Source organism: Lysobacter sp. Soil_C_15 (genome assembly GCF_057657315.1).
Map to the genome: position 1 here is coordinate 299,790 of NZ_JBDGIR010000001.1, position 21,150 is coordinate 320,939.

General features: G+C 70.9%; 17 protein-coding genes. 9 read left to right on the forward strand and 8 right to left on the reverse strand.

The window, feature by feature from the left end:
- Window positions 1-92: 92 nt before the first annotated feature.
- The 4 genes from AC3A57_RS01360 to AC3A57_RS01375 all read right to left on the reverse strand — a co-directional run bounded on the left by AC3A57_RS01360 (window position 93) and on the right by AC3A57_RS01375 (window position 5,406).
- Window positions 93-2,144 (reverse strand): GMC family oxidoreductase, encoded by a 2,052-nt coding sequence (locus tag AC3A57_RS01360; RefSeq protein ID WP_487577221.1) that lies wholly within the window; start codon window positions 2,142-2,144, stop codon window positions 93-95.
- Complete coding sequence (locus tag AC3A57_RS01365) at window positions 2,141-2,632, reverse strand: hypothetical protein (protein ID WP_487577222.1); 492 nt, start codon at window positions 2,630-2,632, stop codon at window positions 2,141-2,143. The genes AC3A57_RS01360 and AC3A57_RS01365 overlap by 4 nt, the downstream gene beginning before the upstream one ends.
- Before the next feature lie 10 nt (window positions 2,633-2,642).
- The gene (locus tag AC3A57_RS01370) at window positions 2,643-3,998 is read right to left on the reverse strand and encodes a hypothetical protein (protein WP_487577223.1); all 1,356 of its coding nucleotides are present in this window, start codon (window positions 3,996-3,998) and stop codon (window positions 2,643-2,645) included.
- A 463-nt stretch (window positions 3,999-4,461) separates the two neighbouring features.
- Window positions 4,462-5,406, reverse strand: a complete 945-nt coding sequence (locus AC3A57_RS01375) for an AraC family transcriptional regulator (RefSeq protein ID WP_221670190.1) — start codon at window positions 5,404-5,406, stop codon at window positions 4,462-4,464.
- A 545-nt stretch (window positions 5,407-5,951) separates the two neighbouring features.
- Between AC3A57_RS01375 and AC3A57_RS01380 the strand changes: the two genes are divergently transcribed.
- On the forward strand, window positions 5,952-9,152 hold the full coding sequence (locus tag AC3A57_RS01380; protein ID WP_487577224.1) for an efflux RND transporter permease subunit: 3,201 nt from the start codon (window positions 5,952-5,954) through the stop codon (window positions 9,150-9,152).
- Window positions 9,149-10,291 (forward strand): efflux RND transporter periplasmic adaptor subunit, encoded by a 1,143-nt coding sequence (locus AC3A57_RS01385; RefSeq protein ID WP_487577225.1) that lies wholly within the window; start codon window positions 9,149-9,151, stop codon window positions 10,289-10,291. Before AC3A57_RS01380 ends, AC3A57_RS01385 begins: the two co-directional genes overlap by 4 nt.
- Before the next feature lie 327 nt (window positions 10,292-10,618).
- On the opposite strand, the gene AC3A57_RS01390 is transcribed toward AC3A57_RS01385, so the two are convergent.
- Entirely contained in the window at window positions 10,619-10,879 is a 261-nt protein-coding gene (locus AC3A57_RS01390; protein ID WP_487577226.1) for a hypothetical protein, read from the reverse strand.
- A gap of 292 nt (window positions 10,880-11,171) precedes the next feature.
- On the opposite strand from AC3A57_RS01390, the gene AC3A57_RS01395 reads away from it, so the two are divergent.
- The gene (locus AC3A57_RS01395) at window positions 11,172-11,411 is read left to right on the forward strand and encodes a hypothetical protein (RefSeq protein ID WP_487577227.1); all 240 of its coding nucleotides are present in this window, start codon (window positions 11,172-11,174) and stop codon (window positions 11,409-11,411) included.
- A 13-nt stretch (window positions 11,412-11,424) separates the two neighbouring features.
- On the opposite strand, the gene AC3A57_RS01400 is transcribed toward AC3A57_RS01395, so the two are convergent.
- Window positions 11,425-11,931: a DUF4189 domain-containing protein gene (locus AC3A57_RS01400; protein WP_487577228.1), complete on the reverse strand. Its 507-nt coding sequence runs from the start codon at window positions 11,929-11,931 to the stop codon at window positions 11,425-11,427.
- Window positions 11,928-13,028: a TrbL/VirB6 family protein gene (locus AC3A57_RS01405; protein ID WP_487577229.1), complete on the reverse strand. Its 1,101-nt coding sequence runs from the start codon at window positions 13,026-13,028 to the stop codon at window positions 11,928-11,930. Before AC3A57_RS01405 ends, AC3A57_RS01400 begins: the two co-directional genes overlap by 4 nt.
- 236 nt (window positions 13,029-13,264) lie before the next feature.
- Here AC3A57_RS01405 and AC3A57_RS01410 point away from each other — a divergent pair, with 236 nt between their 5' ends.
- The 3 genes from AC3A57_RS01410 (at window position 13,265) to AC3A57_RS01420 (ending at window position 15,904) form a co-directional block, all read left to right on the forward strand.
- A complete protein-coding gene (locus AC3A57_RS01410) occupies window positions 13,265-13,870 on the forward strand; it encodes a LuxR C-terminal-related transcriptional regulator (protein WP_487577230.1) in 606 nt (201 codons plus the stop codon).
- Between the two features lie 79 nt (window positions 13,871-13,949).
- Window positions 13,950-14,822: a Tle-like phospholipase domain-containing protein gene (locus AC3A57_RS01415; protein ID WP_487577231.1), complete on the forward strand. Its 873-nt coding sequence runs from the start codon at window positions 13,950-13,952 to the stop codon at window positions 14,820-14,822.
- Between the two features lie 182 nt (window positions 14,823-15,004).
- Window positions 15,005-15,904, forward strand: coding sequence for a ParB N-terminal domain-containing protein (locus AC3A57_RS01420; RefSeq protein WP_487577232.1), 900 nt, complete (start codon window positions 15,005-15,007; stop codon window positions 15,902-15,904).
- Window positions 15,905-16,097: 193 nt separating this feature from the next.
- Here AC3A57_RS01420 and AC3A57_RS01425 read toward each other — a convergent pair whose 3' ends face one another.
- Window positions 16,098-18,398: a prealbumin-like fold domain-containing protein gene (locus AC3A57_RS01425; RefSeq protein WP_487577233.1), complete on the reverse strand. Its 2,301-nt coding sequence runs from the start codon at window positions 18,396-18,398 to the stop codon at window positions 16,098-16,100.
- Between the two features lie 321 nt (window positions 18,399-18,719).
- Here AC3A57_RS01425 and AC3A57_RS01430 point away from each other — a divergent pair, with 321 nt between their 5' ends.
- The 3 genes from AC3A57_RS01430 to AC3A57_RS01440 are packed head-to-tail and all read left to right on the forward strand — an operon-like array spanning window position 18,720 to window position 21,022.
- On the forward strand, window positions 18,720-19,310 hold the full coding sequence (locus tag AC3A57_RS01430; RefSeq protein WP_487577234.1) for a TetR/AcrR family transcriptional regulator: 591 nt from the start codon (window positions 18,720-18,722) through the stop codon (window positions 19,308-19,310).
- A 57-nt stretch (window positions 19,311-19,367) separates the two neighbouring features.
- Window positions 19,368-19,817, forward strand: coding sequence for a PaaI family thioesterase (locus tag AC3A57_RS01435; RefSeq protein ID WP_487577235.1), 450 nt, complete (start codon window positions 19,368-19,370; stop codon window positions 19,815-19,817).
- Window positions 19,818-19,831: 14 nt separating this feature from the next.
- Window positions 19,832-21,022 (forward strand): acetyl-CoA C-acyltransferase, encoded by a 1,191-nt coding sequence (locus AC3A57_RS01440; protein WP_487577236.1) that lies wholly within the window; start codon window positions 19,832-19,834, stop codon window positions 21,020-21,022.
- Window positions 21,023-21,150: the final 128 nt, after the last annotated feature.

The window sequence follows — 21,150 nt, forward strand, 5'->3', positions numbered from 1 at the left end:
GCATGCGCCCGCATATAGGCGCACCGTCGCGAGCGCGCGCGCGACCGGCGCGACGCGCGTCGCCGGCCGCGCCGGCGACGCCGTCTTATCGACTACGAGGGCCGATCCGGGGCGAAGGCCGTCGCGGCTGCGTCGGCGATGCCGGGGTGATAGGAAACGTCCTCGCTCTGCGCGGACGCGAGGTCTTGCAGGATGTTGTCGGCCGCCTGCAGCGCCAGCGCGGCGATGGTCAGGGTCGGGTTGGCGGTGGCGGTGGTCGGGAACACGCCGCTGCCGACCATGTACAGGTTGGGATGGTCCCAGGACTGCTGGCGCGGGTTGAGCACCGAGTCGCGCGGCGTGGCGCCCATGCGGTAGGTGCCTATGATGTGGCCGGCGCCGTAGAAGGTGAAGCGGTCGCCCTTGTACTCGAAGGTGCTGGGGGTGACGTTGAAGCCGTGCATCTTCACCGGTCCCGGAAGTTGGGTGTACTCCTTGGCGCCGAGCGCGTCGAAGATCTGGGTCGACACTTTCTTGGCCGAGACGAAGGCCTCGCGCACGTAGTTGTCGCGGATGCGGTAGGTCACCGACGGCCGCGGCAGGCCGAGATGGTCGCGCAGGCTCGACAATTGCACGCGATTGTCCGGGTCGGGCAGTTGCTCGATCAGATAGCCCAGGCGCAGCTGGCGCACGTAGATCGCATTGAGGGTCTGCACCAGTTGGGTGCCGAACAGCTTGCTGAATGCCGGCAAGGTTGGATTGAAGCGCAGCGGCTGGTTCTGCTGGTTGACCGAATCGCCGTTCAACTGGGTGTTGTTCTGGCCGAAGACGAAATCGGCCAGGGTGGTATTGGGATCGTTGGTCGCCCAGTTCCAGCCCTCGTTGCCGATCTCGATCCGGTAAGCCGCGCGCTGGCTGCGGAACGCGCCGTCGCGCAGCGCCTCGATGCCCGCGGTCGACAGCGGGCCGCGGAAGGCGTAGATCGGGTCCTTGGACAGGCCCCAGGCCAGGTACATCACATGGTCCATCAGGTTGCGGCCGACCTGGTCGGAGCTGTTGGCGACGCCGCGGTTCCAGCCCGGGTTGCGGTTGGACATCAACAGCAGCTTGGGCGTCTCGATCGCGTGCGCGGCCAGCACATAGCGCTTGGCGGTCGCGGTGCCGGTGCCGGTCGCCGGTCCGGTCTGGGTGTCGTAGGTGATGTAGTCGATGCCGCTGACCTTGTCGCCGTCCAGACGGATGTTGCTGGCCACCGACCGGTACTGGATCTGCACGTTGCCGGTCTGCAGGGCCTGGGCCAGGGTCACGGTGCCGTCGTACTTGGCCTGGATCGGGCAGATCGGGATGCAGTTGGTGTTGCCGGCGCACTGGCGGCGGTTGCCGGGACGCGAATTGCGCCCCTGCGGCGTCGGGGTGACGAACAGCGGAATATTGTCGACCTTCAGCGCGCCGACCTTCTGCGCGTACAGCGCGTCGTTCATCGATTCGATGATGCCCGGCATCGGGTAGTCGTAGTTGTCGCCGTAGACGCCGTCGGATTCGACGCCGAACGTCTTGTACAGATCGACCATCGCCTGCTTGTCGGCGGACACCCCGATCACGTCCGCCGCCTTGCGGTAGTACGGCAGCAGCCGGCGGAAGAACTGCGAACCGCCCGGCCAGTCGACGCCCTGGCCGTACCGGCTCTTGAGCCGGAAGTCGTTGGGCAGGTTCATCAGCGACGTGCCCAGCCAGTGCCAGGTGGTGCCGCCGGCGACGCGCTCGTAGGAGCTGCCGAAGGCGAAGGTCAGCTCCGGGCTGTCGGGCGTGATGTTGTTGGGCTGGCTGAAGTAGGTGAAATAGCTGATGCTCGGGTCCTGCCAGGAATTGATCTGCAGCACCGTGTAGCGCGGCGTGTTGAGCGTGGACGGATCGGGCTGGCCGAGCGCGTTGTTGGCGCCCGCCGCGCCCTGGGTGACCGGCGGATACGGCGACTCGGGCGTCTTGGCGTTGGCCATGTAGAAGGTCTGCATGTAGTCCTCGCGGCTCTTGGGCACCGGCGGCCCGCCTTCGAGGATCAACACCTTCTTGCCCTGCTTGCCGAGCTGGTAGGCGACGATCGAACCGGCGATGCCGGAACCGACGATCACCGCGTCGAAGCCGCCGGGAGGCGTGACGATGCTCATACCGGGTTCTCCAGGTAGGCGCTCAGCGGCGCAGGCGGCTGCGCCCAGTAGCCGTAGTGGTAGGTCGACCGGCCCATCGGATGCGACTGCATCACCCGCCAGACCAGGCCCTGGGTGTAGCTGTCGGCCGAGATCACCTCGCTGAAGGTCTGCCCGTGAGTGGCCGCGGGGGTATCGGTCACCGTCGGCCAGGCGCCGGCGTACCACAGGAACAGCAGCTGCCGGCACGGGAACTCCTGCTCGGGCGTCTCGGCGAACAGGATCCGCACCACCACCTCTTCGCGATTGGCCGGATTGCCGGAGATGTGGCCGTCGATGATCCGGTAGTGGGTCAGGATGGTGGTGACCAGGCCGGCGCCGACGCGCTGGCGGAAGGTATCCAGGTACAGGGTCTTGATGTCGTGGGTGTCGTCGGAAGGCGCGAGCGCCCCGCGCTTGAATCCGGTCAGGCCGATGCTGAGCCGGATGAAGTATTCCATCTCGTCCATCGCGGTCTCCTTATTGCGCGCGCTGCAGCAGGTAGGTGAAGTCCGCCGCCAGGCCGTTGGTCATGGTGGCGTCGTTGTGGCAGTCCATGCAGCTCGACGAGACCCGCGGCGTCTGGCCCTGGATGTAGGTTTCCAGGGTGGCGTTGGCCAGGAAGTTCGGCGCCGGGTTGCCGGTCGGGTCGATCGGGTTGTTCCGCTTGGTCGGCCACTGGGTGCTGATCAGCTCGTAGTTGGCCCACACCGAATTGGCGTTGGCGCTGCGCAACAGCGCCTGGTATTGGGCGTTGAGTTTCTTGGTCGAGTCGGTCAGCGGGATTTCGCGCACCACCTGGGTCGGCGGGGTGCCGGTCGCGTTCGGGTTCCACGGCCGCGGCGGCGGCTGGTTGGGCGGGCAGTTGGTGCAGGTCTTGTCGTAGAAGTTGTAGTGCGGCTTGGACGGCGTATCGCCCTTGCTCGGCGCGTTGTCGACGTGCTCGAACGTCGACCACACCCACTGCGGCGCGTTGGCGGTCTTGTGCACGATGTGCAGGCCGACCAGGCCGACCGTCTGCAGCTTGCACGCGGCGCTCACGCCTTCGTGTTCGTTCGGGTTGGTGTAGACCAGCGCCTTGATGGTGTGGAAGCGGCTGGCGTCGTCGTTGGCGCCCATCACCTTCCACGAGGACTTGATCATGATCGCGCCGACATGGGCATTGGTCTGCGGCTGGGCGAAATCGGCGGGCTTGTTGAAAGCCTCCTGCCCCGCCTTGCTGTACAGCCGGTCGCGCACGATGCGGTCGAACATGTCCCGGTTGGTCATGATCGCGAAACGCACGTACTGGCCGTTCTGGTCGATCAGCGGACCGGTCTCGAACGGCTCGGCGCTTTCGTCGAGCACGTCTGGGGTCTTGCCGACCTGGGTCAGGTTGAGCGTGCCGTCGCCGAGCCCGGCGCAGACCGCGGGCGGCGGCGTATCCTGCCCCCACGGCAGCGGCGCGGCGCCGCCGGGCAGGAAGATCTCGCGGCTCTCCTTCCAGTTCTCCCACACCGTCGGCAGGTTGGCGCCGATGGTCGCGCCGGTATCGGGGTTGCCGTTGGCGTCGGCCGGCCAGTTCACCGCGACGAAGGTCTGCCACGACAGCAGGTCGAAGTCGTCCTGCAGGTCCTGCAGGCTGGGCTTGGTCTGCGGCACGTTGACGTCGAGCGGAATCTGCCAGCTCAGCGGCGGCAGGCTGGCGTCGGCATGGGCGCGGATGTCCGCGCCGCTCAGCCGGTCGTGCGGCTCGGACTTGACGCCGCCGTCGGCGCACCCGCCCAGGGCGAGCGCCAGCGGCGCGACGGCGGCGAACGCCGCCAATGACGATCTGCGACGGTATCGTTGGGTCATAGCGCTTCCTGCTCCTCGGTCGAGCGAAGCGAAGGCGTTCGCTTCGTCGCGGTGCAGGCAGCGTTCCGTGCCGATGCCCGTCGGCCGCTCTGCAGCGGCCGATGCGGACGATGCAATGCGATCGACTGTGCCGACGACCTCGGCTTGGCTGGCGATCGCAATCGCTGGCTCCACTCGCGTCGAGCGCAGACGCTACCGATGCCCACGCGGCAAAAACGCGACATGCGCGGCAAAAGAAAAATATCTTCGCGCGGTTCGCAGAACGCGCGTTCGCGCTGTCCTGCAACGCGGATCGTTTACGTAGTCGAATGCAGCGCACACGCCGCGCGCTAGCGAACGTGGCGTCGGCGTGATCGAAGGTGAGTGCGCATCGCCGGCGCATATGGCAGCCCGCTCAGGCCGAGCGGATGCCCGTGCGCGCCGCGCCGCGCCGCGCATCCGCGTCCGTCGCGCGGCGCCGGACTCAGCTCTGCGGCGCGCTTCGCGCCTGCACCACTTCCGCGCGCGGCGGCGCGCCGAACAGGCGCTTGTACTCGCGCGAGAACTGCGACGGGCTTTCGTAGCCGACCCGGTGCGCGGCGGTCACCGCCTCCATGCCGTTGACCATCATCAGCCGGCGCGCCTCGTGCAGGCGCAGCTGCTTCTGGAACTGCAGCGGCGACATCGTGGTCACCGCCTTGAACTGGTGGTGCAGCGAGGAGGTGCTCATGTGCACCTGCTCGGCCAGTTCCTCGATGCTCAACGGCTGCAGGTAGCAGCGGCGCAGCACCGCCACCGCCTTGGCGATGCGGCTGGAGCGGCTGTCGGTGACCGCGATCGCGCGCAGACGATGGCCGAGGTCGCCCATCAGCACCCGGTAGAAGATCTCGCGCAGCGCCAGCGGCGCCAGCACCGGCAGGTCCTGCGGCGTGTCGAGCAGGCGCATCAGCCGCAGCACCGCTTCCATCAAGATCGGATTGACCCGCGCCGCGTACAGGCCGAGGTCGGCGGAACGGTCGGCGCCGCGCTCCAGCGGCGCCTGGCCGGCGTCGACCAGCAGGCGCGCGATCTCTTCCGGATCGACGTCGATGCGCAGGCACAGGTAGGGTTTGTCCGGCGTCGCTTCGACCACCTGGCCGATCATCGGCAGGGTCACCGACACCACCAGGTAGTTCAGCGGGTCGTAGTGATAGGTGCGGTCGGACAGGGTCACCACCTTGCGGCCCTGCGCGACCACGCACAGGCGCGGCTCGTAGACGCTGGGCGAGCATTCGGTGGGGCTGCTGATGCGGATCAGCTGCAAGGCCTTGACCGCGGTCGGATGCAGTCCGTCGCCTTGCGTCAATCGGGCAATCCGGTCGACCAGTTCGGCCTGCGCGGCGCAACTGCCGCGCTGGGCGATGGTTTCGGCGGAAGTGTTGGCGTTCATGGCTTCCCGCATTGGTTCCGGGTACGGCGATTATCGTGAGGAATCTGTCGTGTGACTGTGCCGGGTCGGCCAAATTGCAGAAATAGGCAACGATGCGACAGTAATGAACTAACGCCCCCGCGATTCAGGGAACTAATTTACCCCCACTCCCCCTGCGCACCCGCATCCTCGGGCCGGCGGGCGACGACCGGCACCGGGCCTCCGCCCGGCGGCGGCCGTTTCTGCCGGCGGGCCTGCGTTTCGCGCCGGCGGGAGGCCGCTTCCCCGTCGCCAGCGAGGGCCCAACCCGCCGTCCAGCCACGCCCCGGATCCCGTCGCCGCGCCGATGCGTCCGCCTGACGGTTTTGTCAGGTACGCGTCAGTTCCGCGTCCGCATCGCGCGTCTACCCTGAGCGCGAGGTCTGCCGCGCCGCCTGCGCGGACTGTCCGGCGGACGCGTGCGGCGTCGCCCCAGCCACTCCCACCGTTCGATGCCGCGACGCTGCGCGAGCCGCGCGGCGTGCGGACACTGCGCCCCCATCCCCCGACGCCGGAATGCCTACGCGATGTGGATAGTCCAATACGCCCTCAGCCGTCGCTACACGATCGGCGTGCTGGCGATCCTGATCCTGCTGTTCGGCGTGCTGTCGGCGCGCAAGATGCCGACCGACATCCTGCCGGAAGTCGGCATCCCCTCGGTCAACCTGGTGTGGACCTATAGCGGCCTGCCCGCAGCCGACGTCGCCGCCAAGATGACCTCGTTCTCCGAGGCGGCGATCCTCAATACCGTCGACGATCTCAAGGAAGTGCGCTCGGAAACGATCAACGGCGCCAGCATCGTGCGCATCGAGTTCCAGCCCACGGTCAGCCTGGACCGCGCGCTGGTGCAGATCACCGCGGTCTCGCAGACCATCCTGCGGCGCATGCCGCCGGGCACCTCGCCTCCGCTGGTGGTGCGCAACAACGTCTCCTCCACCCCCGTGCTGCAACTGGTGCTGTCGTCCGACTCGCTGACCGAGGCGCAGCTGTACGACTACGCGCGCCTGCAGCTGCGCTCGCAGATCCAGACCATCCCCGGCATCCGCATGACCCTGCCCTACGGCGGCGCGCCGAGGCAGATCATGGTCGACCTGGACCCGGCCAAGCTGCAGACCTACGGCCTGACCCCGGCCGAGGTCACCGGCGCGCTCGAACGCGGCAGCCCGACCCTGCCCTCCGGGGCTATCCGCGAAGGCCGCCGCGAGATGCAGATCTCGATCGACACCAGTCCTGCGACCGCGGCCGAGTTCCTCGACATCCCGGTGGCGATGCGCGCCGGCACCGTGGTCTACGTGCGCGACGTCGCCTCGGTGCGCGACGGCGGCGCGCTGCAGACCAACGTCGCGCGCATGGACGGTTCCAGCGCGGTGTCGGTGGCGCTGATCAAGCTCGGCGGCGCCTCGGCGGTGGAGATCGTGCGCGCGGTGCGCGAGCGCCTGCCCGAGATCGAGGCCTCGGCGCCCCCGGGCACGCGGATCCACGCGATCTTCGACCAGTCGGTGTTCGTCGACAACGCGATCGGCTCGATCCAGCACGAGGCGATCCTGGTCGGCCTGCTGGTCGCGCTGGTGGTGCTGGTGTTCATCGGCTCCTGGCGCTCCAGCCTGATCGTGCTGTCGGCGATCCCGCTGGCGCTGCTGGCCTCGGTGGCGATGCTGCACCTGCTCGGCTACACCTTCAACGTCATGACCCTGGGCGGACTGGCGCTGGCGATCGGCATCCTGGTCGACAACGCGGTGGTCGACGTGGAGAACACCAACCGCAACATCGCCCTGGGCAAGGACGTGCGCACCGCGATCCTCGACAGCGCGCGCGAAGTGGTGTTCCCGGAGATGGTCTCGACCATTTCGATCTGCATCGTGCTTACGCCCATCCTGCTGATGACCGGCCTGTCGGCCTGGGTGTTCGCCCCGCTGGCGCTGGCGGTGATCTTCGCCATGCTGGCCTCGTTCCTGCTCTCGCGCACCCTGATTCCGGTGCTGTGCTACCTGCTGCTGCCGGCGGATATCCAAAGCCGCGCCAATCCGCGCTGGGCGCCGGAGAAGCTGCTGCTGGGCATCAACCACAAGGTCGAGCACGCGCTCGACGCCTTGCGCGACCGGCACCATGCCCTGCTGGTCCGGCTCGGCCACCACGGCGGCCTGCTCGCCGCTGCGGCGCTGCTGGTGTTCGCGCTCGGCGCCGGCGCGGCGATGTCGCTGGGACGCGAGTACTTTCCCCAGGTCGACGCCGGCCAGCTGCGCCTGCAGGTGCGCCTGCCGACCGGCACCCGGCTGGAGGAAACCGCGGCCAAGCTCAGCCAGATCCAGCGCGAGATCCGCAGCATCATTCCGGCCGATGAGCTGCAGACCGTGTACGAGCAGATCGGCGTGCCCGACGCGATCAACCTGTCGCTGGTCGACAGCACCGTGGTCGGATCGTTCGAGGCCGAGATCATGCTGCAGCTGCGCTCGCCGCACGCCAACAGCCACGACTACCTGGTCAAGATCCGCCAGCGCATCGCCGAGCGCTTCCCCGAGGTCAAGCTGTTCGAGCGTCCGCCGGACGCGACCAGCCGGACGCTGGCCGGCTCGGCCGCGGCCGCGTTCGAAGTGCGCCTGATCGGCCGCGATGTGCCCGGCAACATGGCCCTGGCGCGCGATATCGAGCAGCGCCTGCACCGGGTCCCCGGCGCGGTCGACATCTCGCTGCGCCAGGTGCTGGACCTGCCCGAGTACCAGGTGCGGATCGACCGCACCCGCGCCGCCCAGCTCGGCCTGGACCCGCAGCAGGCCGCGCGCGCGGTGCTGGCGGTGCTCGGCTCGGCCGGCACGGTGTCGCCGGTGTACTGGACCGACACCGTCAACGCGATCGCCTACACCGTGCAGGTGCAGGCGCCGATCAACGACCTGCGCGACATCGACGCGCTGCTGAACTCGCCGTTGCGGATCGGCCCGAACGGCGAGGCGGTGCTGTTGCGCAACATCGCCACGGTGGTCCCGCGCCAGGTGCCGGCCAGCATCGCCCGCACCACCCTGGCGCCGACCGTCAGCGTGATCGCCAACGTGCAGGGCACCGACCTGGGTTCGGTCTACGACCGGCTCAGCGCGATCACCGGCGAACTCGAGGGCAAGCTCAAGCCCGGCAACCGGATCGAAATCGTCGGCCAGGCCGGCGAGATGCAGAGCGCCTACGGCGAGCTCGCCGCCGGGCTGCTGATGTCGGCGGTGCTGGTGTTCCTGGTGCTGGTGGTCAACTTCCAGTCCTGGATCCAGCCGGCGGTGGCCATGTCCGGCCTGCCGATCGCGATCGCCGGCGCCGCCATCGGCCTGTTCGTCACCGGCACGCCGCTGAGCGTGCCGGCGCTGATGGGCGTGATGATGGTGATCGGCGTATCGACCGCGAACTCGGTGCTGGTCACCAGCTTCGCCCGCAGCCTGATCGCCGACGGCCACGACCCCGAACTGGCCGCTTACGAATCCGCTGCGGTGCGCCTGCGCCCGGTGCTGATGACCGCCAGCGCGATGGTGCTCGGCATCGTGCCGATGGCGATCGGCCTGGGCGACGGCGGCGAACAGAACGCGCCGCTCGGCCGCGCGGTGATCGGCGGCCTGCTGTTCGGCACGCCCGCCACCCTGATCCTGGTTCCTTCCATCCTGGCCGTGCTCGGCCGCCGCCGCAAACCGGCCGCGCCGGTCGCGTCCGACGACATCGCCGTGCCCGCCGCCCCCGCAGGAGTCGCCCCATGAACCGCACTGTCTCCCCCGGTCCCGTGTTGCGCCTGACCGTCGCCGCCGCCGTGTCGGCGGCCTTGTTCGGCGCGCTCGCCGGCTGCAACCGCAGCACCGCCGCGACCGCGCCGGCGGCGAGCGTGCCGCAGGTGCTGACCGTCGCCGCCAAGGCCGCCGATCCGGCCTTCGAGCTGGCCCTGCCGGCGCGCGCGCTGGCCGGCGAATCGGCGCAGATCTATGCCCGCGCCACCGGCTTCGTCAGCGAGCGCAAGGCCGAACTCGGCGACCGGGTCGCCGCCGGCCAGGTGCTGGCGACGATCTCGGCGCCGGAAACCGACCAGGCGGTGCGCGAGGCGCGCGCGGTGCTGGCCCAGGCCAGCGCCGACCAGGAACTGGCCAAGGTCAACTACGAGCGCGCCCAGGCGCTGATCGGTACCGGCGCTGTGTCGAAGGAATACTTCAGCGATCGCAAGGGCCATTACGACGTCGCCGTCGCCGCACGCAGCGCGGCCCAGGCGCGGTTGACCTCGGCGTTGGAGCGGCAGTCGTTCCAGGCCGTGCGCGCGCCGTTCGCCGGCGTGGTGGTGGCGCGCAACATCGAGCGCGGCGATCGCGTGGTCGGCGATTCGGCCGCCGCCGCGGCGCCGATGTTCGAGATCGCGGTGCTGGACCCGCTGCGGGTGGTGGTCGACGTGCCGCAGAACGTCGCCCTGCAGATCCGCAACGGCCTGGAAGCGGAAGTCGGCTTCGCCGAGCTGCCTGGACAGAGCTTCAAGGCCCAGGTCGTGCGCAGCGCGCGCACGCTGTCGCGCGAAGCCGGGGCGATGCGCACCGAATTGCTGCTGCCCAACCCCGACAGCCGCATCCCCGCCGGCATGGTCGGCACTGCGCGCCTGCAGCTGCCGCGTCCGGCGCCGGCGGTGATCCTGCCGGTCTCGACCGTGATCCAGCGCGCCGCCGGCGCCCAGGTCGCCACGCTCACGGCCGATTCCACCCTGGCCTTCCGCAGCGTCGTGCTCGGCCGCAACCTCGGCAACGACATCGAAGTGCTGGCCGGCATCGCGCCCGGCGACACGGTGATCCTGGCCCCGAACGCGCTGCTCGCCGACGGCAACAAGGTGCAGGCCAAGCCGCTGCCGGCGGCGAAGAAGTCGTGATGCTTGCCTCGCCGCCCTTGTCTACTCCCTGTAGGAGCGGCGTAAGCCGCGACAGCCGAAGCGACGCATGCAAGCGCCTCGGCCGAAGCCCGGATCGGCTGTTGGGCACGATCACTTCGGTGAGGCCGCGTTAATTCATCGCTTCGACTGTCGCGGCTTATGACCGGAGGAAATCCCTGTGGGACGCCGCTACAAGCGCTGGTTTCGGACTTGGATGGACGACGCAAGCGTTGAATACGCTGCGCGTCCCGTGGTCGCGGCTTGCGCCGGTCCTACCCTCCCTTCGCGGCGAGGTTTCGTCTGGACTGCGGTGGCTGCCAGCCGACGCTAGCCGTCGCGCGCTTCGTCGTTGGCGCTGCCGGGCGCTTCCAGCACTTGCAGCTGCAACACGTCCGCGGCCGCCGGCAGCGGCGCGCCCATCGCCTTGCGCACTTCGGCAAGCAGCGGCAGCAGGTTGTAGAAGGAATTGGCCACCGCCCGGCGTCCGAGCGCGGAGTAGCGGTCGCCTTCGCACAGCGCGAACCAGGTTGCGGCGTGCAAGGCCTGCAAGGCACGACTGGAATCGCGTTCGGTCGCATCGGCGTTCACGGCGTCCTCCTTCGCTCCACAGCGGTCGGCCTTCGGTGAAGACACACTAATCCGCGGCAGTCTCATACGCCGACACGTTGGCCGATTCCGGCTGAACCGCAACCCCGCTGCCGGGGTCGGAGCGCGCTTTTGTGCGCGCCGCCGCAACCCGCAACGCCGATTCGATCGGCTTCGTTCAGAACCGATCCGGTTTCAGTGTGTGGGACGACACGATGGAACGCTGCGCGCCACGCGTCGGCCTCGACGCGCCCTTCACGCGCCGTGGACCGGCGCCCCACCCGCAGGGAACGCAATGAGCGACATCATCGACCAGGCGCAGTTGTTCGAGCAGATCAACCTGACCCAATCGCTGCAGGCGCAGCGCCAATCCGCGCAAGCGCTGCAAACGCCGGCCGCGGCCGGCTACTGCCTCAACCTCGCCTGTTTGGAGCCGTTCGACGGCGAGCCGGTGCGGCTGTACTGCGGGCCGGCCTGCGCCGAAGCCCACCACCGCCAGTTGCAACGCGCGGCGCGGCCGCGGCGGCGCGGCTGAGCCGGCGATCGGATCATCGCACCCGCAGCGGCAGGCTGCAGGCGGCGTAGTGCGAGCGGCAGTTCGTCTCGGCGCGGGCGAGGCATTCGTGCAGGGCGCGTTCGACCGCGTCCTCCTTGAGTTCCGACGGCAGCACGAACACCCGGCGGTCGCTGATCGCCACCGCGACGCATTGGTTGCTGTAGACGAGTTGGATCGCGCAGTCCTGGCCGCCCTGCGCGGCGCAGTGGTCGAGCGCCTCGCGCCGCGCCTCGCGCTTGCTCGGCGCACCGTGCGCGGTGCCGATCGCGCCGCGCGCGCCGTCGAGCGCGATCGCGCCCCAGCGCGAGCCCCAGACCTCGCGCGGCGCGGCCGGCTCGGGGTAGTAGCCGGGCGGCGCCGGCGCGCAGGCCTGCTCATTGCCGGTGCGGTAGGGCAGCATGCCGGGCGGGCAGACGCCTTCGCCGAGCGCGCGGCCGGACAGGCAGGCGACGGCCAGGCTCAGCGCGATCGTCCACGGCCGCGCCGGCGGGCGGATCACGGCGCCCCCGCGGCGATGCGCGGCGAGGACGGCGGCGCGACGCGCGGCGACGATGTGCGGATGGGCTCGGCGGGCGTTCGCTCGGTCGCGCTGGTCGCCGGCGGCATCGCCGGCATCGGCGCGGCGCCGCTGTGGGTCGCGCCGGCCGGGTGGCCGGCGAACGCCGAATGGGCCTGGAACTGCCCCAGGGTGCCGTTGAAGAACAAGGCCGACGCCGGCGGCGCGACGACGATGAAGACGGTCAGGATCAGGCCGATCCCGCCCTGCTGCAGGGCCAGGGCGCTCATGCCCTCGGCATCCAGCCCGGGCAAGCCGCCGGCGAGCTTGCTCACCCAGAACGCCACCGCGATCTTGCCCATCAGCTTGGTGGCCATCGCCGTGACCACGCTCAGGGTCGCCATCGAGAACAGGGTGCCGATGCCGTACAGCAACCAACGCCGGAACAGCTCGCGGGTCTGCTCGAAGATAAGGCACAGCACGAACAGCGGCCCCAGGCCGATGAACACCGCGATGCCGAACTTGTACAGCAGCAGCATCGCCGCCGCGGTCATGGCCGGACCGGCCGCGCCGAAGCCGGCGAACAGCAGCGCGCGCGCCTTCTCCTCGCGCAGCGCCTGATCGCCCTCGACCACCTGCACCGCGTCGATCGCGTCCATCGCGACCTGGGCATAGGCCAGGTTCTCGTCGATGCTCTGCGCCGCGGTGCGGCCTTCGATGCCGGTGAACAGCTCGTGGATCTCGCGGTCCAGGTCGACGGTGAGGAACTCGTGCAGCCGCACGCCCGACAGCGACATGCCGGTGGCGACCGCGACGATCACCGCGATCCGGCTCAGATCCGCGACCAGGGCCGACATCGATTCGCGCGAGCGCCCGGTAACGATGCGGTAGCCGGCGACCAGGATCCACAGCGTGACCAGGCTCAGCGCGACCGCGCTGGCCCAGGCCATCGCCCGCGCCATCAGCTGCAGGCCGAAGCGGTCGATCTCGGCGCGGAAGTACTCGTCGATCAGGCGGAAGAACACGAAGTCGCCGATGCCGGCGCTCGCCTGCAGCGCGCCGATGCCAGCTCCGAGCGCATCCCATTGCATTCCGTCCATGCCCAGCGCCCCCGATCGTCTTGGTGGGCGATCGCCGCGACCGCCAGGGCCAAACGCTAACAGCGCCGCTGCGCCGCTTCGGGTAGGAGAAATCTGATTCGGCGGACGCGTTTGACTACACGTTGTGGACGAACGTCCACAACGATGTGGACGCGAAGCAATTTCAGCTGGCACACATTGCCAATTTACGGTTTTGCCGGCGTAGTCGCCCTTGGAGCCAACCGCAAGGACGCAATGTGATCCGGGTATTCGCCGTCGACGCCCAGCCTCTGATCCGCGCCGGATTGCGCTGGATCGCACAGGAGGCCGGCGACATCGCCGTGGTCGGCGAAGCCGACCGCGGCGAGGCGGCGCTGCGCGCGGTGTTCGAGGTCGAGATCGACCTGGTGGTGTGCTCGACCCAGTTGCCGGACATCGACGGCGTCGATTTCCTGCACCGGCTGCCGGGGCGGCCCTGGGTGCTGGCGCTGGCCGCGGCCCACGACGGCGTCCTGCCCAAGCATCTGTTCGCCGCCGGCGCGCGCGGCTATCTGTCCTACGGCTGCGCGCCGGCGACGGTCGCGCGCGCGGTGCGCGAAGTCGCCGCGGGCCGGCGCTATCTCGACGACGGCCTCGCCAGCCGGGTGCTGTTCGGCGAATCCCCGTTCGACCGGCTCAGCGCGCGCGAACTGGAGATCGCCCGCATGACCGCGCGCGGCCACGGCATCCAGCACATCGCCCAGGCGCTCGGCCTGGTCGATTCGACCGTGCGCACCCACCGCTCGCGCCTGTTCAACAAGCTCGGCGTGCGCAGCGACGCGGGGCTGACCCGGCTGGCGCTGGAACACGGGCTGCTGCTGTGAGCCCGATGCCTTCCCGCGACGTCGCGCGTTCGACGCTCCTGGCGGCCTGAATCCTTACTCCTGTCGAAGGGACCGACGCATGAGCCTGCCCAGCCGCCACTACGCCGCCCTCGCCGAACACGCGGCCCGGCCCGCTCCGCCGTACCCGGACGATGCGCTGCGCATCGACGGCGCGAGCTACGCGGTGGTGCAGCGCGTCGACCGCGCCTGCGGCTATCGGGGCACGATCTATCGTCGCGCCGACACCGGCGAATATGTGGTCGCCCACGGCGGCGATGCGTTGCGCCAGGCGGACCGGGACGCGGCCGGCCTGGCGACGGCCGGCCGGCGCATCGCCGCGCACAGCGACGGCGCGCTCGCCCTGACCCGGCAGGCGCTGATGCTGGCGCGCACCCTGCCGCCGGCGACGCCGGTCAGCGTCACCGGCCATTCGCTCGGCGGCGGCCTGGCCCAGATCGCCGCGCACCGCTTCGGCCTGCGCGGCGAAACCTTCAACGCTTTTGGCGCGGCCCATCCGGCCTGGGGCATTCCCGAAGGCGGCCGGCAGATGCTCAATCACGTCATGGCCGGCGATGCGGTCAGCGCCGCCGGCCAGCACTTCGGCCGCGTGCGCGTGTACGCGCTGGCGCAGGAGGTCTGGCGCCTGCACGAGATCGACCGCCACGCGCAATGCGGCGGCGGCGCCGACCTGCCCCATCCCCTGCCGGCCGCGGCGGCCTTGCGCGATTCGCACCGCCTCCAGCATTTCCTCGACGGCGGCGGCGACGGGCGCAGCCGCGCGGTGCTCGACGATCCGCTGGCGCGCTATCGGGCCCAGGCGCATCAGCCGATGTTCGAACGCTACCGGCACGGTGTCTTCGCGCTGTGCGAACGCCTGGCGCGGGCGGCCGCGCGGCACGGCTCCGGCGGCGTCGGCACCGAACTCGGCCCAGCGCCGGACCGTACGGCCTGAACGGCACGGACCGTGCTCGCGCGATCGGCGCTATGGCTGGGCGCAATTGGCTGGATTGGCCGGATCGGCCGTCGACGACCGGCACGACGCCGGCGCGGAACCGCCGCGCCGGCTTGCGGCGGCTGACCCGGGGACGACATCTCACTACAATGCCGCCCCCCTGTTTTACGTAGCCGCAGCGCATGAACATCGTCATCAACGAAGACCTCAAGGCCTATATCGACCCGCTGACCGCGGAGGAATACGCCGCGCTGGAGCGCAGCCTGCTCGCCGAGGGCTGCCGCGACGCCCTGGTGCTGTGGGGCGACGTGCTGGTCGACGGCCACAACCGCTACGGCATCTGCAAGAAGCACGGCCTGCCGTTCCAGACCGTGCAGAACCCGCGCTTCCAGTCGATGGAAGACGTCTACCTGTGGATGATCGACCAGCATCTGGGCCGGCGCAGCGTGTCCGACTTCCAGCGCGGCGTGCTGGCGCTGCGCAAGCGCGAGATCCTGGCCGAGCGCGCCAGCGCCAAGGCCAGCGCGGCAATGGCCGCGCCGGCGCCGATTCCGCCGCCGGCCTCGCCCGACGACGACCAGGCGCCATGGGATCCGCCGGCCGAGGGCCAAGCCGCACCGGCGGCAGCCGCAACCGCACCGGCGGCGCCGGCCGCCGCCGCGCGCAAGCAGCGCAGCGAGATCGCCCGCGAGGCGCGCCTGAGCAGCGCCCAGGTCGGGCTGATCGAAACCATCCACAAGCAGGCCGCGCCGGAAGTGGTGGCTGCGGTGAAGTCCGGCGGCTTGTCGATCAATGCCGCCGCTGCGGTGGCGACCCTGCCGGAAGAGGAACAGCGCGCCGCCGCGCTGGCCGGCAACAACGAGCTCAAGGAAGCGGCCAAGCGGGTGCGCGCGTCCAAGCGCAAGCCGCGCGAGAACGCCGAGGAGGACGCCGAAGAGGCGGCCGACGCGGGCCGCGACGAAGAGAAGCGGATCCTGCTGCGCCGGGTCGCCGAGCTCAGCGCCGAGAACGACGCGCTCAAGCGCGAGAACGCCGAACTGCGCGCGCAGCTGGCGGTCGGCGAGATCGCCGCCGGCGCCTGATCGGTCGGCGCTGCGATGCCGCTGCGCAAGCCACCGGCATCGCGCCGCGGCGCCGGATCCGGCCTTCCGTCGGCGCTGCCGGCCCGAGTGCGCGGCCGGGTCCGGCCCGGCTTCTAGCGACCGGCTTCTACCGGCGCGCCTCTTCCGACACGCCCCGACGCCCTCGTTCGTATCGGCTCGCCCGCCGCCCGGTTCAATTGACCGTGCAGGTCAGCGTCACCGTGATCGAGCCGCCGTTGCTCAAGGTGCCCAAGGCCACGCCCGCGTCGAGCTGGGCCAGGCTCAGCCCCGCCGGGCAGGCCGCGCCGCTGCAGCTCGGCGGCGCGGTGCAGCTGATCCCGCTGCGCCCGGCGACCGGGTCGCGCAGGATCGCGCCGGTCACCGCGTCCGGGCCGTTGTTGCCGACCACGATGGTGTAGGTGGTCGAAGCGCCGCGCACCAGGGTGTCGCCGACGGCATCGTCGGCGCCGGCCGCGGGCGTGTTGGTCTTGCGGATGGTTAGGTCGGCCAGCGGACGGCGGGTGTTGGCGAAGCTGCAGGTCAGATCGTCGCCGGCCACCGGGGTCAGGACGAAGCTGCGGCCGTTGCCGCTGGGCGCCTGGCCGCCGGCCAGCGCATTGCTGCAGGCATAGGTGGTGGTGTAACCGGCCAGGTCGGTGGCGGCGGCGCCGGTTTCGCTGAAGGTATGCGCCGCGCCGATCTCGGCCGGATCGATCAGCACGGTTTCGGCCGGCGCGTTGTCGCTGCCGCTGGTGGTCGCCGATACCGGCGCGCCGCTGCCGGCGATGCTGAGCACGAACTGGTCGGCGGCGACGAAGCGGCCCAGCGGCAGGCTCTTGCGCAGGCGCAGCACCGCCGGCCGGGCATTGACGAAGTCGCAGGTCAGCACCGCGTCCAGCCCGGTCGCGCCGCCTGGAATCGTATAGACCGTGCCCGCCAGGCTGCCGACGGTGGCGCCGCCGGCGTCGGTGCAGCGCGCCGAGCTCAGCCGCCAGCCGGCCGGCAAGGCGTTCTCGTCGATCGTCGCCGCGCTGCCGGCGGTCTGCACGGCGAACGCCTGCACCCCGGCCGTCGCGCTGTCGCCGTCGACCTGCACCGCGCTGCCGCTGGCGGTGGTGGTGACGCTGCCGCCGGCCTGGACGGTGTTGCTCAGGGCGAAACCGAAACTGCCGGTGCCGCCGAGGCTGGTCTTGCGCAGCACGATCCGCGCCGGCTCGGCCAGTTGCACCAGCGCGTCCTCGACTTCGCCGCTATCGGCGCGGCCGCTAGGCGTGGCCGCGCTCAAGGTGCTGCCGTAGGCGACCCGCAGGCGCGCCATGCGCTGGCCGACGACGGCGTTGGCCGGCGCCGCGACGCTCAGCGGCACGCTGGCCGCACCGGCGGCGAAACCGGCGCAGACGCCTTCGCCGGCGGCGAAGCTGCCGTTGTTGTCGAAATCGACCCAGCCGCAGGCGGTGCCGGCGCGGCTGGCGCCGGCGATCGGCACGGCGAAATTCGCTTGCCGGCCGCGCAGCAGGGTCGGCCAGGCGAGGTCGTCGCTGTCGGCGTCGGCCGCGGCGCTGGCCAATGGGCTGGTCGTCGCCGCGGCGACGGTCGGGTTGTCGGCGCTGAGGTTGCCGCCCAGGCTGAGGTCGCTGAGCACGTGCACCGCGGCCTGGCCGGAGTCGTAGCTCGCCGGCGCGTCGCCGAAGTCTTCTTCGACCGTCACCGCCAGGCTCAGCGCATCGACGTGGCTGCTGTCCAGGGTCACCGAACCGTTCTGCAGCAGGGTGTCCAGGGCGACGTTGATCACCAGCCGGGTGATCGTGCCGTTGATGCGCAGGCTGCCGCAGGCGGCGGGGTTGCTGGCGACGGTGCAGCTGGTGTTGCCGGCCAGCACGTTGCTGTAGGCCTGGGTCGCGGTGACGGCGAAGTTGGCGTTGCCGGCGCTGCGGGTCCAGGTCAGACCGCTGACCGGGGTCGCGCCGTTGGCGGCCGAGGCGATGGTGAAGCGTGCGGCGTGGTTGGCGCGTACGCCGCCGGAAATGTTGCCGCCTAGACCGCTGAAATGCAGCGAGGGATTGCGCACCGGCTGCGGGAAGCTGAGGGTGATCGTGCCGCGGTTGGCGCAGGTCTGGCGCGCGCTCGAGATCGGGCAGCCGCCGGCGTTGGCATCGAGCTTCAGCGCCGGCGTGGCTGGGGCGATGCCCGGCGCGTGCTGGCTGGCGACCGGGCCGCCGATGCCGTCGAAGCGGGTCGAGCCGGTGTCGATGGCGAGGTTGCTGCCAGCGACCGCGAGGCCGACCAGGTAGTTGTTCGGCAACACGTAGGTGCCGCCCGCCGCGGTCAGGCCGGCGGCGATGGCGGTCGGCGCCTGGTAGGCGCGCACCGGCGCGATCGGGGCGACCGCAGCCGCCAGCAGGCACAACACGAATGCGACCGCACCGCTGCCCAGACGCGCGCGCGCCGGCGCCGACCGCCGGCGCAGCGCCGCGGCCTCGTGACGAATTTTCACCAACAGTCCCCTGTGCGGCGCGACCAGTCGCGCCACCGAATGCGAAAGCGAACGGAGTTGCTGCCGGGCGAAACCCGCCGCGAGGCGTCGGATGGCCCAGTCAGGGTTCGACTACGGCGCGCATCCTGAATCAGTTCACAGAAATGGTCAATGCGTCACATTAAAAATCCGACGTCAATCGGCATTTGCGGCAAACAGGCGCCGTCCGAGCGCCGGCGGCGCGGGCGGCGGAACGCAGCGCGGGCGCGTCCTGAGCAGGCAGCGGCTTGTTCTGCCGCGCCGAGAACGTAAGATGATCGCAATCATATAAAGGCCGCCGCGATGCGCTACACCGCCGACCGCAAGCCCCAGACCCGCCAGCGCCTGCTCGACCATGCCGCCCGCGCCCTGCACGCGCAGGGCGCGCACCGGCTCGGCGTGGCCGCGATCATGCGCGAGGCCGGGCTCACCCACGGCGGCTTCTACGCCCACTTCGCCTCGCGCGACGCTCTGCTCGCCGCGGCGATCGAGCGCATGTTCGAGCAGGCCCGCGACTACTGGCGCGAGGCCTTCGCCGGACAGCCCCCGGCGCATGCGCTGCGCATCTGCATCGACCGCTACCTGTCGCCGGAACATCGCGACGGCAGCCGCCTCGGCGGCTGCCCGCTGCCGCCGCTGGCGGCCGACCTGCCGCAGCTGCCGCAGGCCGCGCGCGCCGCCTACGAGGCCGGCGCACAGCGCATGCACGAAGGCTTGCGCGCGCTGATCGCCGCGCATCGCCCCGGCGAGGACGCCGAACGGCAGGCGCTGTCGGTGCGCGCCGAACTGGTCGGCGCCTTGTTGCTGGCGCGCGCGCAGGCCGCGCGCGAGCGCTCCGACGCCCTGCTCGCCGCGTCGCGCGAGGCCCTGCGCGCCCGGCTCGGCCTGGACTGAACCGCGCCGGCGCGCGATCGGTCCGGCGCGCGCCTCGCATCCACTCGGAGTTCCGCCATGAGCCTGATCGATGAAGTCGCCGCCGGCCTGCCCGGCCTGGCCCAGTTGCAAGCCCTGCTCGCCTCGGGGCGCAAGCCCGGCATCGCGCGCGCGCTGGAGTTCGACTTCGTCGAAGTCGGCGACGGCGTCGCGGTGTTCGCCGGCACGCCCGGCGATCACGCCTACAACCCGATCGGCAGCGTGCATGGCGGCTATGCCGCGACCCTGCTCGATTCGGCCTGCGGCTGCGCGGTGCATTCGCGGCTGGGCGCGCAGCAGGGCTACACCACCCTGGAACTGAAGATCGCCTATCACCGTCCGGTCACCCGCGACTGCGGCCCGCTGCGCGCGGTCGGCCGGGTGCTGTCGATGGGGCGCCGCGCCGCTTTCGCCGAAGCCCGCCTCACCGATGCGCAGGACAAGCTCTACGCCTCGGCCACCTCCACCCTGCTCGTGTTCGAGCGCTGAACCGGAACGCTCCCATGTCGTCGGATCCCATCGTCGTCTGCGCCGCCGTGCGCACCCCGCTCGGCCGTTATCTGGGCGAGTTGTCGCCGCTGCCCGCGCACCGCCTCGGCGCGCACGCGATCGCCGCCGCCCTGCAGCGCGCCGGCATCGCCCCGGAGCGCATCGACGAGGTGCTGATGGGCTGCGTGCTCGGCGCCGGCCAGGGCCAGGCGCCGGCGCGCCAGGCCGCGCGCGCGGCCGGCCTGCCCGACGCGACCCCGGCGGTCACGATCAACAAGGTCTGCGGTTCGGGCATGAAGGCGGCGATGCAGGCGCACGACGCGCTGCTCGCCGGCTCGATCGACGTCGCCGTCGCCGGCGGCATGGAATCGATGTCGAACGCGCCCTATCTGCTGCAACGCGCGCGCGCCGGCTATCGGGTCGGCCACGACCGGATCTTCGACCACATGGCCCTGGACGGACTGGAAGACGCCTACGAACCGGGCCGGGCGATGGGCGAGTTCGGCGAGGCGCTGGCGCGCGACTACGGTTTCGACCGCGCCGCCCAGGACGCCTACGCCCACGAGACCCTGCGCCGCGCGCAGGCGGCGATCGAAAGCGGCGCGTTCGCCGGCGAGATCGTCGCCGTGCCGGTCGCCGACAAGACCGGGCCCCGACTGGTCGAACACGACGAGCACCCGCGCAAGGTGTCGCTGGACAAGATCGCCGCGCTCAAGCCGGCGTTCGCCGCCGACGGCAGCATCACCGCCGCCAGCGCCTCGGCCAATGCCGACGGCGCCGCAGCCCTGCTGCTGACCCGGCGCTCGACCGCGCAACGCGAAGGCTGGCCGGTGCTGGCGCGGATCGTCGCCCACGCCAGCCACAGCCAGGCGCCGGCGCAGTACACCACCGCGCCGATTCCGGCCGTGCGCAAGCTGCTGGCGCGCGCCGGCTGGAACGCCGAAGACGTCGACCTGTTCGAGATCAACGAAGCCTTCGCGGTGGTGGCGATGGCCGCCGCGCGCGATCTGGGCATCGCCCGCGAACGGCTCAACCTCAACGGCGGCGCCTGCGCGCTCGGCCATCCGATCGGCGCCAGCGGCGCGCGCCTGCTGGTCACCCTGATCCATGCCCTGCGCCGGCAGGGCGGCCGTCGCGGCGTGGCTGCGCTGTGCATCGGCGGCGGCGAGGCCACCGCGATGGCGGTCGAGATCGACCCCACCTGAGGGCCGCCGCCGCGACCGTGACCGCGGCGCCCGGCCGGCCGACGCGGTCGCCTGCTGCGGGCTCGCCGCCTGGCCTTCGAAGCGCAGCGCCGGATGGCGCACGACCTCGATGAAGTCGGCCCGGCGCC